The 14,914-nt window shown below is 64.1% G+C and carries 15 protein-coding genes; 12 read left to right on the top strand and 3 right to left on the bottom strand.

Annotation, left to right across the window (positions count from 1 at the left end; all coding sequences use genetic code 11):
• Positions 1–72: 72 nt before the first annotated feature.
• Positions 73–1,221: a patatin-like phospholipase family protein gene (locus KDB76_RS07580; protein ID WP_038408909.1), complete on the bottom strand. Its 1,149-nt coding sequence runs from the start codon at positions 1,219–1,221 to the stop codon at positions 73–75.
• 149 nt (positions 1,222–1,370) lie between these two features.
• Positions 1,371–2,306 (bottom strand): lipid A biosynthesis lauroyl acyltransferase, encoded by a 936-nt coding sequence (locus tag KDB76_RS07575; RefSeq protein ID WP_023660588.1) that lies wholly within the window; start codon positions 2,304–2,306, stop codon positions 1,371–1,373.
• Between the two features lie 111 nt (positions 2,307–2,417).
• On the opposite strand from KDB76_RS07575, the gene minC reads away from it, so the two are divergent.
• From minC to KDB76_RS07540, 7 genes are all read left to right on the top strand, one after another.
• A complete protein-coding gene (gene minC / locus KDB76_RS07570) occupies positions 2,418–3,176 on the top strand; it encodes a septum site-determining protein MinC (protein ID WP_023660587.1) in 759 nt (252 codons plus the stop codon).
• 101 nt (positions 3,177–3,277) lie between these two features.
• Entirely contained in the window at positions 3,278–4,090 is an 813-nt protein-coding gene (minD, locus tag KDB76_RS07565) for a septum site-determining protein MinD (RefSeq protein ID WP_013971423.1), read from the top strand.
• 3 nt (positions 4,091–4,093) lie between these two features.
• A complete protein-coding gene (gene minE, locus KDB76_RS07560; RefSeq protein ID WP_003252572.1) occupies positions 4,094–4,348 on the top strand; it encodes a cell division topological specificity factor MinE in 255 nt (84 codons plus the stop codon).
• A 160-nt stretch (positions 4,349–4,508) separates the two neighbouring features.
• Positions 4,509–5,144, top strand: coding sequence for an RluA family pseudouridine synthase (locus tag KDB76_RS07555; protein WP_011532730.1), 636 nt, complete (start codon positions 4,509–4,511; stop codon positions 5,142–5,144).
• A 169-nt stretch (positions 5,145–5,313) separates the two neighbouring features.
• Positions 5,314–6,603, top strand: coding sequence for a M18 family aminopeptidase (locus KDB76_RS07550; RefSeq protein ID WP_013971420.1), 1,290 nt, complete (start codon positions 5,314–5,316; stop codon positions 6,601–6,603).
• 188 nt (positions 6,604–6,791) lie between these two features.
• Entirely contained in the window at positions 6,792–6,959 is a 168-nt protein-coding gene (locus KDB76_RS07545; RefSeq protein ID WP_003260099.1) for a hypothetical protein, read from the top strand.
• Positions 6,960–7,003: 44 nt separating this feature from the next.
• A complete protein-coding gene (locus KDB76_RS07540; RefSeq protein WP_013971419.1) occupies positions 7,004–9,133 on the top strand; it encodes a mechanosensitive ion channel domain-containing protein in 2,130 nt (709 codons plus the stop codon).
• Positions 9,134–9,233: 100 nt separating this feature from the next.
• Here the strand turns inward: KDB76_RS07540 and phnR are convergent, their stop codons facing one another.
• Positions 9,234–9,947, bottom strand: coding sequence for a phosphonate utilization transcriptional regulator PhnR (phnR, locus tag KDB76_RS07535; protein ID WP_013971418.1), 714 nt, complete (start codon positions 9,945–9,947; stop codon positions 9,234–9,236).
• 315 nt (positions 9,948–10,262) lie between these two features.
• On the opposite strand from phnR, the gene KDB76_RS07530 reads away from it, so the two are divergent.
• The 5 genes from KDB76_RS07530 to KDB76_RS07510 all read left to right on the top strand — a co-directional run bounded on the left by KDB76_RS07530 (position 10,263) and on the right by KDB76_RS07510 (position 14,904).
• Positions 10,263–11,327: an ABC transporter substrate-binding protein gene (locus tag KDB76_RS07530; RefSeq protein WP_013971417.1), complete on the top strand. Its 1,065-nt coding sequence runs from the start codon at positions 10,263–10,265 to the stop codon at positions 11,325–11,327.
• A gap of 147 nt (positions 11,328–11,474) precedes the next feature.
• Entirely contained in the window at positions 11,475–12,281 is an 807-nt protein-coding gene (locus tag KDB76_RS07525) for an alkaline phosphatase family protein (RefSeq protein WP_013971416.1), read from the top strand.
• Complete coding sequence (locus tag KDB76_RS07520; RefSeq protein ID WP_013971415.1) at positions 12,278–13,129, top strand: ABC transporter permease subunit; 852 nt, start codon at positions 12,278–12,280, stop codon at positions 13,127–13,129. The genes KDB76_RS07525 and KDB76_RS07520 overlap by 4 nt, the downstream gene beginning before the upstream one ends.
• Positions 13,119–13,913, top strand: a complete 795-nt coding sequence (locus tag KDB76_RS07515) for an ABC transporter permease (RefSeq protein ID WP_013971414.1) — start codon at positions 13,119–13,121, stop codon at positions 13,911–13,913. The genes KDB76_RS07520 and KDB76_RS07515 overlap by 11 nt, the downstream gene beginning before the upstream one ends.
• A 1-nt stretch (position 13,914) precedes the next feature.
• Complete coding sequence (locus KDB76_RS07510; protein WP_013971413.1) at positions 13,915–14,904, top strand: ABC transporter ATP-binding protein; 990 nt, start codon at positions 13,915–13,917, stop codon at positions 14,902–14,904.
• The last annotated feature ends 10 nt before the right edge of the window (positions 14,905–14,914 follow it).

Below are 14,914 nucleotides of genomic sequence, written 5' to 3'. Positions count from 1 at the left end.
AGGCCTCTTCGCGGGTATCGTGCGATCCCTGTGGGAGCGGGTTTACCCGCGAAGAGGCCGGCACAAGCAACATCAAATCCCCAGGAACTGGCAAAGCTCCCGCTTCTTGGCCAAGGCATCCTTTCGCCCCAGCTCTATCAGCTCGCTGCAGTAACTGGCCTCGAACAGCAAATAGCTCAACACCCCCGCCCCGCTGGTACGCGTCGCCCCCGGCCCACGCAGGAACATGCGCAACGCCGCCGGCAACTCGCGCCGATGTCGCGCGGCAATCTCGTCCAGCGGCTGGCTGGGCGCCACCACCAGCACGTCGATCGGCGCCAGGCCCAAGCGCCGGGCGTCCAGGTGCGCCGGCAACAGGTGGCTCAGGTGGTTGAGGCGCTGCAGCAGCTCGATGTCGTCTTCCAGGCTGTCAATGAACGTACTGTTGAGCATGTGCCCGCCGATCTGCGCCAGGCTCGGCTGCTGGCCGCTGAACACGCGCTGGGTCGGCAACGGTGGCGCCGGCCGCTGCGGGTTGCCACTGACCCCGACTACCAGTACCCGGCTGGCGCCCAGGTGCAGGGCCGGGCTGATCGGTGCCGACTGGCGCACCGCACCATCGCCGAAATATTCATCACCCAGCCGCACCGGGGCGAACAGCAACGGGATGGCCGCGCTGGCCAGCAGATGATCGATGGTCAATGGTGTGGGCATGCCGATACGGCGATGGCGCAACCAGGCTTCGATGGTGCCGCGGCCCTGGTAGAAGGTCACTGCCTGGCCGGACTCGTAGCCAAACGCGGTCACCGCGACGGCGCGCAGTTGCCCGGCGGCCAGGGAGTGGGCAATACCGTCCAGGTTCAGGTGCGCCTGCAGCAAGCCGCGCAATGGGCTGCTGTCCAGGAGCGCCACTGGCGCCGGGCCACCCACGCCCAGCAGGTTGTGGGCGACGAAGCGGCTGGCCTGGCGGACCACACCGGGCCAGTCGCTGCGGATGACAAGGTGGCTGCGGAAGTTCTGCCAGAAGGCGGTGAGCCGTTGTACGGCATCGCTGAAATGGGTGGCGCCGCTGGCCAGGGTGACGGCGTTGATAGCCCCGGCGGAGGTGCCCACGATGACCGGGAACGGGTTGTGCGCGCCGGCGGGCAGCAACTCGGCAATGCCGGCCAGCACGCCCACCTGGTAGGCGGCGCGGGCGCCGCCGCCAGAAAGGATAAGACCGGTTACCGGGGGTGGGGCCATAGGAGTCCTTCCTGGGGTTGGTGGGCTGTCAGTGCCGGCCCTTTCGCGGGTAAACCCGCTCCTACAGGTTCTTCACCGGCCTTGAAGGCTGTGCAATACCTGTAGGAGCGGGCGCGCCCGCGAATAGGCCGGCACAGGCAAAACAAAATTCAGCGCTTCTTCTTGTCATACAGCCGCGGCTCCCCTTCGGGCCGCGACTTGAACCGGCGATGCGCCCACAGGTACTGCTCGGGGCATTCGCGCAACACGCTTTCCACCCACTGGTTGATTCGCAGGCAATCAGCCTCTTCGCTCTCCCCGGGGAAATCCGCCAGCGGCGGGTGGATCACCAGGCGATAGCCACTGCCGTCCTCCAGGCGCTTCTGGGTGAACGGAATCACCTGCGCCTTGCCCAACCGGGCAAACTTGGTGGTAGCGGTCACCGTCGCCGCCGGGATGCCGAACAGCGGCACGAACAGGCTCTGCTTGGCGCCGTAGTCCTGGTCGGGTGCGTACCAGATCGCCCGGCCCGAACGCAGCAGCTTAAGCATGCCGCGCACGTCCTCGCGCTCCACCGCCAGCGAGTCGAGGTTATGCCGCTCGCGGCCGCTGCGCTGGATGAAGTCGAACAGCGGGTTGCCGTGCTCACGGTACATGCCATCGATGGTGTGATGCTGGCCCAGCAGTGCGGCGCCGATCTCCAGGGTGGTGAAGTGCACCGCCATCAGAATGGCCCCCTGCCCCGCCTGCTGGGCGGCCTGCAAGTGCTCCAGCCCCTCGACATGGGCCAGGCGCGCCAACCGGGCCTTGGGCCACCACCAGCTCATGGCCATTTCGAAGAAGGCGATACCGGTGGAGGCGAAGTTGGCCTTGAGCAGGCGCTGCCGTTCGTCGACCGACAGCTCCGGGAAGCACAGCTCCAGGTTGCGCGCGGCAATGCGCCGCCGCTCACCGGCAAAGCAGTACATCACCGCTCCCAGCGCGGCACCGACTTTCAACAGGACCCGGTACGGCAACTGGACCACCAGCCACAGCAGGCCCAGGCCCAGCCACAGGCCCCAGAAACGTGGGTGAAGGAAATAGGGACGAAAACGCGGGCGTTCCATTGAAGCTTCCGGAAAGACAAAGGCCGCGCATTCTACAACGGATCAGCGCATGTTGCGGGCAACCGGTCTTATCGTTATAAGTCAGGGCACTTTTTTCGCAACAAGCCGTCTATGCAGACCATGAGCCCAAACCACACACCCGACACCGCCTCCGTGTTCCAGCTCAAGGGCAGCATGCTCGCCATTACAGTGCTGGAATTGGCGCGCAATGACCTTGAAGCCCTCGACCGCCAACTGGCGGCCAAAGTCGCCCAGGCACCGAACTTCTTCAGCAACACGCCACTGGTGCTGGCGCTGGACAAGCTGCCGGCCGACGAGGGGGCAATCGACCTGCCCGGTTTGATGCGGATCTGCCGCCACCACGGCCTGCGTACCCTGGCCATCCGTGCCAACCGCATCGAGGACATCGCCGCCGCCATCGCCATCGACTTGCCGGTGCTGCCGCCATCCGGCGCGCGCGAGCGGCCGCTGGAGCCCGAACCCGAGGTGAAGAAGCCAGAGCCAGCCCCTGTCCCGCCACCAATCCTCGAACCCGAGGTGCGCCCGACCCGCATCATCACTGCGCCAGTACGTGGCGGCCAGCAGATCTACGCCCAGGGCGGCGACCTGGTGGTGACCGCTTCGGTCAGCCCGGGGGCGGAACTTCTGGCCGATGGCAACATCCATGTGTACGGCGCCATGCGCGGCCGCGCCCTGGCCGGCATCAAAGGCAACACCAAGGCACGTATCTTCTGTCAGCAGATGACCGCCGAAATGGTCTCCATCGCCGGCCAGTACAAGGTCTGCGAGGACCTGCGCCGCGACCCGCTGTGGGGCACCGGCGTGCAAGTCAGCCTGTCTGGCGACGTGTTGAACATCACCCGTCTTTAACGGATACTTGCCAGCATTTTTAGTGCAACTTTTCTTACCGTTGCCATTTATTTGTATTTTTGCAGGGACGTGTGTCCCGATTATTTTAGGGGTGAAACACCTTGGCCAAGATTATCGTGGTTACTTCCGGCAAGGGGGGTGTGGGCAAGACCACCACCAGCGCCGCCATTGGTACCGGCCTCGCACTGCGTGGCCACAAGACCGTCATCGTCGACTTCGACGTGGGCCTGCGTAACCTCGACCTGATCATGGGCTGCGAACGCCGCGTGGTGTACGACTTCGTCAACGTGGTCAACGGCGAAGCCAACCTGCAACAGGCCCTGATCAAGGACAAGCGCCTCGAGAACCTGTACGTGCTGGCCGCCAGCCAGACCCGTGACAAGGACGCGCTGACCCAGGAAGGCGTGGAAAAGGTCCTGATGGAGCTGAAGAAAGACTTCGACTTCGTCATCTGTGACTCGCCGGCCGGTATCGAGAAAGGCGCACACCTGGCCATGTACTTTGCCGACGAAGCCGTCGTGGTCACCAACCCCGAGGTATCCTCGGTACGAGACTCCGACCGCATGCTGGGCATCCTGTCGAGCAAGTCGCGCCGCTCCGAGAACGGCGAAGAGCCGATCAAGGAACACCTGCTGATCACCCGCTACCACCCGGAGCGCGTGGAAAAGGGCGAAATGCTGAGCATCGCCGACGTCGAAGAGATCCTGGCGATCAAGCTCAAGGGTGTGATCCCCGAGAGCCAGGCAGTGCTCAAGGCTTCCAACCAGGGTATCCCGGTCATCCTCGACGACCAGAGCGATGCCGGCCAGGCCTATAGCGATACCGTCGACCGTCTGCTGGGCAAAGAAAAGCCCCTGCGGTTCATCGAAGTGCCGAAGCAAGGATTCTTCGCGCGCCTGTTTGGAGGCAAGTAAACCATGAACCTTTTTGACTTCTTTCGTGGCAGACAGAAACAGACCAGCGCGTCGGTAGCGAAAGAGCGTCTACAGATCATCGTGGCGCACGAGCGCGGCCAACGCAGCGAACCGGACTACCTGCCAGCGCTGCAGAAAGAACTGCTGGAAGTGATCCGCAAATATGTGAACATCGGCAACGATGATGTGCATATCGAGCTGGAAAACCAGGGTAGCTGCTCGATTCTGGAGCTGAACATCACCTTGCCGGATCGCTGATCCGGCGACCAGGTTTTGATCATTGGGGCTGCTTTGCAGCCCATCGCGACACAAGGCCGCTCCTACAAGGGTTATGCATTTCCCCTGTAGGAGCGGCCTTGTGTCGCGATGGGCCGCAAGGCGGCCCCAGTGTTTTCCCCGATATAACCGAGACCAAGCAATGCCGCTGTCCAACATCCAGATCCTGCACGAAGACGCCGCCATCCTGGTGATCAACAAACCGACCCTGCTGCTGTCGGTACCCGGCCGCGCCGAGGACAACAAGGACTGCCTGATCACTCGCCTGCAGGAAAACGGCTACCCCGACGCGCTGATCGTGCACCGCCTGGACTGGGAAACTTCCGGCATCATCCTGCTGGCACGGGATGCCGACAGCCATCGTGAGCTGTCGCGCCAGTTCCACGACCGCGAAACCGAAAAGGCCTACACCGCGCTGTGCTGGGGCCAGCCGGCGCTGGACAGCGGCAGCATCGACCTGCCGCTGCGCTACGACCCGCCGACCAAGCCACGGCATGTGGTGGACCACGAGCAGGGCAAGCATGCGCTGACCTTCTGGCGCATCGTCGAGCGCTGCGGTGATTACTGCCGGGTAGAGCTGACACCGATTACCGGGCGTTCGCACCAGTTGCGCGTGCACATGCTGTCGATCGGGCACCCGCTGCTGGGCGACCGGCTGTATGCCAACCCCGAGGCACTGGCTGCCCATGAGCGGTTGTGCCTGCATGCCTCGATGCTGAGCTTTACCCACCCGGTGTCCGGGGAGCGGTTGAAGTTCGAGTGCCCTGCGCCCTTCTGATTGTGTACAGCCTGTACTGGCCTCTTCGCGGCTAAAGCCGCTCCCACAGGGACCGCACCGCTTTCGACGGTTGTGCAGTACCTGTGGGAGAGGCTTCAGCCGCGAAGAGGCAGACACAATTTGTCGACCTAATACGCTAAACTCGCGCCACTGCTGTCTGGAGTGAGCTATGCGCGACGCACTGAATTCTGGCCTTATCGACTTCCTCAAGGCCTCCCCCACGCCCTTCCATGCCACCGCCAGCCTGGCCCAGCGCCTGGAAGCTGCCGGCTACCAGCGCCTGGACGAGCGCGACAGCTGGGTCACGGTACCTGGCGGCCGCTACTACGTCACCCGTAACGACTCGTCGATCATCGCCATCAAGCTGGGCAAGCAGGCACCGTTGCTGAACGGCATCCGCATGGTCGGTGCCCACACCGACAGCCCGTGCCTGCGGGTCAAGCCGCAGCCCGAGCTGCAGCGCCAGGGCTTCCTGCAGCTGGGCGTCGAAGTGTATGGCGGCGCCCTGCTGGCGCCATGGTTCGACCGCGACCTGTCGCTGGCCGGCCGGGTCACATATCGCCGAGACGGCAAGGTCGAAAGCCAGCTGATCGACTTCAAGCTGCCGATCGCGGTCATTCCCAACCTGGCAATCCATCTCAACCGCACCGCCAACGAAGGCTGGGCGATCAACCCGCAGAACGAGCTGCCGCCGATCCTGGCCCAGGTGGCGGGTGACGAGCGCATCGACTTCCGCGCCCTGCTCACCGAGCAACTGGCCCGCGAGCACGAGCTGATCGCCGACGTGGTGCTGGATTACGAGCTGAGCTTCTACGACACCCAAAACGCCGCGCTGGTCGGCCTGAACGGCGATTTCATCGCCGGCGCGCGCCTGGACAACCTGTTGTCGTGCTATGCCGGCCTGCAGGCACTGCTGGCCGCCGACAGCGACGAGACCTGCGTACTGGTGTGCAACGACCATGAAGAAGTCGGCAGCTGCTCGGCCTGTGGCGCCGACGGGCCGATGCTGGAGCAGACCCTGCAACGCCTGCTGCCGGATGGCGACGCCTACGTGCGCACCATTCAGCGCTCGTTGATGGTGTCGGCCGACAACGCCCACGGCGTGCACCCCAACTACGCCGACAAGCACGACGGCAACCACGGGCCCAAGCTCAACGCCGGGCCGGTAATCAAGGTGAACAACAACCAGCGCTACGCTACCAACAGCGAAACCGCCGGGTTCTTCCGTCACCTGTGCATGGCCGAGGAAGTGCCGGTGCAGAGCTTCGTGGTACGCAGCGACATGGGCTGTGGTTCGACCATCGGGCCGATTGCGGCCAGCCACCTGGGCGTGCGTACGGTGGATATCGGCTTGCCGACCTTTGCCATGCATTCGATTCGCGAACTGTGCGGCAGCCATGACCTGGCGCACCTTGTGAAGGTGCTGAGCGCCTTCTACCGTTGCCGCGAGTTGCCCTGATGCCTTGATGCAAGCAGGCCCGGCCTCTTCGCGGGTAAACCCGCTCCCACAGGTACCGCACAGTTCCTGTGGGAGCGGGTTCACCCGCGAAGAGGCCGGGCCTGCTTGCACCTGCTGAAGGTCAATCCCGCTTCGCCCGCTACCCGCTATGCTTGTTACATGGCCCCACTGCAAAAGGATTGCTGTCCATGTCCCCGTTCCTGTCCCTGTTCGTGCCGGTGTTTCTGTTCCTGTTGCTGCTGACCATCGGTTTCAGCCTGCGCGAGCGCAATATCGGCGTTGTGATGATGTGGGTCGGCACACTGGGTATCTTCGGCCTCACCTGCTGGAAAATCCTGGAGCAACTGCCGTCGTGAACCTCTACACTCGGTCAATCGTTTGACCTGAGGTAGTTTTGCCAGTGCCTGCTCTCCTGCGTTGCCTGTTCCTGCTGCTGTTCCTGTTTGTCACCCCGTTACAGGCTGCGGGCCTGCCAGGCCTGCTGGGTGGCAGCGCGCCCGCGCAGCCAGAAGCCAGCGAACCGCTGGGCAAGTCGCTGGACGAGGTGATCAAGAACCTGGAAAACGACCAGCAGCGGGCCAAGCTCCTGGCCGACCTGAAAAAGCTGCGCGACGCCACCAGGCAATCGCAACCCACCGTCGAACAGGGCGTGCTCGGCCTGATCGGCGGCGCCCTGCAGGACTTCGAAAAGCAGTTCAGCGGCGATGCCAGCCCGTTCCATCGCTGGGCCGCGGAAATCGAACAGGCCCAGGCCGAACTGACCGAGTTGATGGTGCCGGTGCACCAGTGGCCGGCCATTCTGTTCGGCTTTGCCGCCGTCATCGCCGTCTGGAGCGTGCTGGCCTACGCCTTCAACTGGGTCGGGCATCGGGTACGCCTGCGTTTTGGCCTGAGCGAGGAACTGCCGCAGCACCCACGCACCTGGGATCTGGTGCGCTTTGCCCTGCGCAAGCTGGGCCCATGGCTGGTGGCGCTGGTGTTCACCGTTTACCTGAGCTTCGTGCTGCCGCCGTCGCTGGGCAAGTCGCTGGCCATGGTGCTGGCCTACGCACTGGTGGTCGGCACCTGCTTCTCGGCCATCTGCGTGATTGCCTTCTCGCTGCTCGACGGCCCCCACCGCCACCGCGCCCTGTACATCCTGCGCCACCAGGCCTTCCGCCCGCTGTGGCTGATCGGCAGTTTCGCCGCGTTTGGCGAAGCGATGAGCGATCCGCGCCTGATGGTCGCCCTCGGCACCCACCTGGCCCACGCCCTGGCTACCCTGGCCAACGTGATCGCGGCGCTGTGCACCGGGCTGTTCATCCTGCGCTTCCGTCGCCCGATCGCCCACCTGATCCGCAACCAGCCGCTGTCACGGCGCCTGACCCGGCGCACCCTCAGTGACACCATCGAGATCCTCGGCAGCTTCTGGTTCGTGCCAGCACTGATCCTGGTGGCGATTTCGCTGTTCGCTACCTTTATCTCGGCCGGCGACACCAGCACCGCCCTGCGCCAGTCGCTGATGTGCACGGTGCTGGTGGTGGTGTGCATGGTGCTCAACGGCCTGGTGCGCCGCCACGCCGCCAACCCCAAGCGCGCCAGCAAGCGCCAGGCGGTGTACGCCGAACGCCTGCGCAACTTCGGCTACCTGCTGGTGCACCTGTTCATCTGGCTGGTGTTCATCGAACTGGGGCTGCGTGTGTGGGGCCTGTCGATGATCAGCTTCGCCGAGGGCGACGGCCACGACATAAGCGTGCGCCTGCTGGGCCTGGCCGGCACGCTGATCGTCGCCTGGCTGGTGTGGATCCTTGCCGACACCGCCGTGCACCACGCCCTGGTGCGTTCGCGCCGGGGCCTGGCCAACGCCCGCGCGCAAACCATGATGCCGTTGATCCGCAATGTGATGTTCGTGGTCATCTTCATCATCGCGGTGATTGTCGCCCTGGCCAACATGGGCATGAACGTCACCCCGCTGCTGGCGGGTGCCGGTGTGATCGGCCTGGCCATCGGCTTTGGTGCCCAGTCGCTGGTGGCCGACCTGATCACCGGCTTGTTCATCATCATCGAGGACTCGCTGGCCATCGACGACTACGTGGATGTGGGCGGCCACCTGGGCACGGTGGAGGGGCTGACCATCCGTACCGTACGCCTGCGTGACATCGACGGCATCGTGCATACCATCCCGTTCAGCGAGATCAAGAGCATCAAGAACTACTCGCGCGAGTTCGGCTACGCGATCTTCCGCGTGGCGATCCCGCACAGCATGAACATCGACCAGGCCATCACGCTGATTCGCGAAGTGGGGCAGAAGCTGCGCAACGACCCGCTGATGCGCCGCAACATCTGGTCGCCGCTGGAGCTGCAAGGGGTGGAGAGCTTCGAGTCGGGGTCGGCGATCTTGCGAGCGCGGTTCAAGACTGCGCCGATCAAGCAGTGGGAAGTGTCGCGGGCCTTCAACCTGGCGTTGAAGCGGCAACTGGATGAGGCGGGGCTGGATTTGGCAACGCCACGGTTGTCAGTGCAGGTAGTGACTGCCGGTTCCTCCAGTTAGGGCCTCTTCGCGGGTGAACCCGCTCCCACAAGTACTGTGCAAAGGCTGAAACCTGTGCGGCCCCAGTGGGAGCGGGCGAGCCCGCGAAGAAGCCAACACCTCAACCCGCCTGGGCGCGGATGCGGATGGCATCATGCCGCCAATACTCCAGGTCGCAGTCGATCAGGTGCCCATGCTGGTCACTGTTGACCCGGGTGATATGCAACCCGGGGCTTCCCGCCGACACCTTCAAGGCACCGGCTGCCTCCACCGGCAACGCCGTCGGCAAGATCTCGAAGCACACCTGCCCATACTGGATACCGTACACCCGCCCATAAATCTCGGTCAGCGATTGGGCCAGGTCCTGTTCGAGAATCTCCGGGAAGTACCGGGGGTTGAGGTAGTGCTCGGCATACAGCACCGCCCGCCCATCGATCCGCCGCAACCGGCAGATACGTACCACGCTGGACAACGCCGGCAGTTGCAAGCGCGCACAGATGGCCGCCGACGCCGGCTGCAGCCGAGCTGACAAGAGTTCGGTACTGGGCACCCGCCCCTGGTCGCGGACCATGGCATGGAAGTGGCTGCGCTCGATCAGGTCATAGGTCAGCCGCTCGGGCGCGACGAACCAGCCGCGACGCTCTTCGCGGTAGATCAGCCCCTGGGCTTCCAGCTGCACCAGCGCCTCACGCAGGGTAATGCGCGTGGTATCGAACACCTCGCTGAGCTTGCGCTCGGCCGGCAGCTTGCCGCCCGGCGCCAGCAGGCCGTGCTCTATCTGTTCCTGCAGGGCGTGACAGATGGCTGTTACCGCACGCGGTGGCATCGGCTGCATCAAAGGTTACCTATCTGGACTAGTCCAGCCCCAGAACAGGGCACTTGGAGAATAGTGCAAGCCTAGGCAGGGCTGATGAACATCCTGTGACAAGGCTTTGACCAGACACTGCCAGAAACGCGCCAAGCCAGCAGAACCGGGGCGGTTCAGTGGTCTACGCTGTAGCTTCAGGGCCTTCATCGGCCCTTCCCTACATCAAACTGTCACGCAAGCAGCCTACCTTGGCTCAAGGTTTGCTGACCTAGACCAACGGTCACCAGACAACGGCTTCACTCATAACAACCATCGCTAAAGGCACCCACCAAGGAGCTTCGGATGAAAAAGTTGTTCATGGCGTCACTGCTCGGTTCGGCCATCGCCCTGTGTACCACGGCAATGGCCGCCGATACCGACCTCAAGGCCCTGGAAGACGCCGCCCGCAAGGAAGGCAACGTCAACAGCGTGGGCATGCCCGATGCCTGGGCCAACTGGAAAGGCACCTGGGAAGACCTGGCCAGCAAGTACGGCCTGAAGCACAGCGACACCGACATGAGCTCGGCCCAGGAAATCGCCAAGTTCGAAGCCGAGAAGGACAACGCCAGCGCCGACATCGGCGACGTGGGTGCCGCCTTCGGCCCGATCGCCGTGAGCAAGGGCGTGAGCCAAGCGTACAAGCCGAGCACCTGGGACCAGGTGCCGACCTGGGCCAAGGACAAGGACGGCCACTGGGCGCTGGCCTATACCGGCACCATCGCCTTCATCATCAACAAGGACCTGGTCAAGGAAGGCGAGCGGCCAACGACCTGGCACGACCTGGAAAAAGGCAAGTACAAGGTTGCCATCGGTGACGTCGGCACCGCAGCCCAGGCCGCCAACGGCGTGCTGGCAGCGGCTATCGCCTACAAGGGTGACGAGACCAACCTGGCACCGGGCCTGCAACTGTTCACCAAGCTGGCCCAGCAGAAGCGCCTGTCGCTGGCCAACCCGACCATCCAGACCCTGGAGAAGGGCGAGGTGGAAGTGGGCGTGGTGTGGGACTTCAACGGCCTGAGCTACCGTGAACAGATCGACCCCAAGCGTTTCGAAGTGCTGATCCCGTCGGATGGCTCGGTGATCTCCGGCTATACCACCATCATCAACAAGTACGCCAAGCACCCGAATGCGGCCAAGCTGACACGTGAATACATCTTCAGCGATGCCGGGCAGATCAACCTGGCCAAAGGGCATGCGCGGCCGATCCGTGCCGAGCACCTGAAGCTGCCGGACGATGTGCAGGCCAAGCTGCTGCCCAACGAACAGTACAAGGCTGCACAGCCGATCAAGAATGCCGAGGCCTGGGAAGCGAGCTCGAAGAAACTGCCGCAGATGTGGCAGGAGCAGGTGATCATCGAGATGGAGTAAGGGGCTAGTTTCTCTAGCGCCTGGACGGGCCCTTTCGCGGGTAAACCCGCTCCCACAGGTACAGCGCACACCTCAAGGCCGGCGCATGACCCTGTAGGAGCGGGTTTACCCGCGAAGAAGCCAACGCGGTTTATGACTGGAGCCACCATGCAACACAACGTCATTCTGGTCCTGCTCGACGGCCTCAACTACCAGGTCGCGCATCATGCCATGGGCCACCTGCACGCCTACGTCGAGGCCGACCGTGCCGCGCTATACCGCGTGGAATGCGAACTGCCGTCGCTGTCGCGGCCGCTGTATGAGTGCATCCTCACCGGTGTACCGCCGATCGACAGCGGCATCGTGCACAACAACGTCAACCGTCTGTCCAACCAGCGCAGCGTGTTCCACTACGCCCGCGAGGCCAACCTGGGCACTGCGGCTGCGGCCTATCACTGGATGAGCGAGCTGTACAACCGCTCGCCCTTCGACCCGCAGCGCGACCGCCATACCCACGCACCGAAGCTGCCGATCCAGCACGGGCTGTTCTACTGGGACGACCGTTACCCCGATTCGCACCTGCTGGCCGATGGCGAATACCTGCGCCGCCGCCACGCCCCCAATTTCCTGCTGGTGCACCCGATGAGCATCGACGATGTCGGCCACCATCACGGCCTGGACAGCAGCCAGTACCGCAACGCCGCGCGCAGCGCCGACATCCTGCTGGCCGACTACCTGCCAGGCTGGCTCGAAGAGGGCTACCAGGTACTGGTCACCGCCGACCACGGCATGAACAACGACCGCTCGCACAATGGCCTGCTGACCGAGGAGCGCGAAGTGCCGCTGTTCGTCTTCGGCGATGCCTTCAGCCTCGACCCTGCGGCCAAACCGCTGCAGACCGAGTTGTGCGGGACCATCTGCGAGCTGCTCGGCGCGCCGCATGACAAGACCGTCTGCCGGGAGCTGCTGAAGTGACCACACCCAAGAGCAGCAACACCCGTGGCCGCTACCTGGCCCTGCTCTGCCTGCTACCGTTCGCCGTGTTCTTCGTCATCTTCCAGATCGCCCCGCTGGCCTGGGTGGCGATCAACAGCCTGCAATCGGAAGCGGGTTGGGGCGTGGACAACTTCAGCAAGGTATTCGCCTCGAAGTTCTACCTGCAGGCCCTGCAACGCAGCCTGGAGATCAGCTTCTGGTCGAGCCTGTTCGGCATCGTCATCGCCACTCTGGGCGCCTACTCGCTGCGCCAGGTGGACTCGAAGCTGCGCGACTTCGTCAGCGCCTTCGCCAACATGACCAGCAACTTCGCCGGGGTGCCGCTGGCCTTCGCCTTCATCATCCTGCTCGGTTTCAACGGCGCGCTGACCCTGCTGCTGAAGCAGGTCGGCCTGCTGGAGGACTTCAGTATCTATTCCAAGAGCGGGCTGATCCTGGTGTACACCTACTTCCAGATCCCGCTTGGCGTGTTGCTGCTGTACCCCGCGTTCGACGCACTGCGCGAAGACTGGCGCGAGTCGGCCGCACTGCTGGGGGCCAGCCACTGGCAATTCTGGCGACACATCGGCCTGCCGGTGCTGACCCCGGCACTGCTGGGCACTTTCGTCATCCTGTTGGCCAACGCCCTCGGTGCCTACGCCACCGTGTACGCGCTGACAACCGGCAACTTCAACGTACTGCCGATCCGCATCGCCGGCCTGGTGGCCGGTGACATCAGCCTCGATCCCAACCTGGCCAGCGCCCTGGCGATGGTACTGGTGGGGCTGATGACGCTGGTCACGGTGATGCACCAATGGCTGCTGAAAAGGAGCTACCATGCGCGCTGACGCCCGTTCCGGCGGCTGGTACCACCGCGCCGTGGTCTACCTGCTGTTCCTCATCCTGCTGCTGCCGCTGGCCGGCACCCTGCTCTACTCGCTGGCCACCAGCTGGTCGGCCAGCCTGCTGCCCAGCGGCCTGACCTTCAAGTGGTACATCGCGCTGTGGAGCGAGCCGCGCTTCCTGGCCGCCTTCGGCCAGTCGCTGCTGGTGTGCGTGGGCGCGCTGCTGCTGTCGGTGGTACTGATCCTGCCGCTGCTGTTCGTGGTGCACTACCACTTCCCGAGGCTCGATGCGCTGATGAACATCCTCATCCTGCTGCCGTTCGCGGTGCCGCCGGTGGTGTCGTCGGTGGGGCTGCTGCAGCTGTATGGCAGCGGGCCCATGGCCATGGTCGGTACACCGTGGATCCTGATCGGCTGCTATTTCACCATCGCCTTGCCGTTCATGTACCGGGCCATTACCAACAACCTGCAGGCGATCAACCTGCGCGACCTGATGGACGCCGCCCAGCTGCTGGGCGCCAGCACCTGGCAGGCGGCGCTGCTGGTGGTGCTGCCGAACCTGCGCAAGGGCCTGATGGTGGCACTGCTGCTGTCGTTCTCGTTCCTGTTCGGCGAGTTCGTGTTCGCCAACCTGCTGGTCGGCACCCGCTACGAGACCCTGCAGGTGTACCTGAACAACATGCGCAACAGCAGCGGCCACTTCAACAGCGCGCTGGTGATCTCGTATTTCGCCTTCGTGCTGGTACTGACCTGGGTCGCCAACCGCCTGAACAAGGACAAGACCTGACATGAGCTTCGTCAGCGTACAGAAACTGCAAAAAAGCTACGCCGGCAGCCCGGTGTTCGAGAACATCGACTGCCATATCGAACGCGGTGAGTTCGTCACCCTGCTTGGCCCGTCCGGTTGCGGCAAGTCCACGCTGCTGCGCTGCATCGCCGGGCTGACCCCGGTGGACAGCGGGCAGATCCTGCTCGACGGCCATGACATCGTACCGCTGAGCCCGCAAAAGCGTGGCATCGGCATGGTGTTTCAAAGCTATGCGCTGTTCCCCAACATGACCGTGGAGCAGAACGTCGCCTTCGGCCTGCGCATGCAGAAGGTCAAGGCCGACGAAAGCCAGGCCCGGGTACGCGAGGCGCTGGAACTGGTGGAACTGGGCAACTTCGCCGGGCGCTACCCGCACCAGTTGTCCGGCGGCCAGTGCCAGCGCGTTGCCCTGGCCCGCTCGCTGGTCACCCGCCCGCGCCTGCTGCTGCTCGACGAGCCGCTGTCGGCGCTGGATGCGCGCATCCGCAAGCACCTGCGCGAGCAGATCCGCGCCATCCAGCGCGAGCTGGGGCTGACCACCATCTTCGTCACCCACGACCAGGAGGAGGCGCTGACCATGTCCGATCGCATCTTCCTGATGAACCAGGGGCGCATCGTCCAGAGCGGCGATGCCGAAACCCTCTACACCGCGCCGGTGGACCTGTTTGCCGCCGGCTTCATCGGCAACTACAACCTGCTCGACGCCGACAGCGCCAGCCGCCTGTTGCAGCGCCCGGTGGCCAGCCGCCTGGCGATACGCCCCGAGTCGATTACCTTGGGCATCAACGGTGAACTGGACGCCGAAGTGCGCAGCCACAGCCTGCTGGGCAACGTGATCCGCTACCGGGTGCGGGTGCGCGAGGTGGAACTGGTGGTCGACGTGCTCAACCGCTCACCGTCCGACCTGCACGCGGACGGGCAACGGGTAAGCTTGTCGATCGACCCCACGGCGCTACGGGAAGTGGCCTAAGGAGAATCAA

It is taken from the genome of Pseudomonas sp. JS425, from assembly GCF_018223845.1.
Classification (GTDB): domain Bacteria; phylum Pseudomonadota; class Gammaproteobacteria; order Pseudomonadales; family Pseudomonadaceae; genus Aquipseudomonas; species Aquipseudomonas asiatica.
The sequence above is the reverse complement of the archived record's forward strand: the minus strand, read 5'-3'. Positions and strand labels throughout refer to the sequence as shown.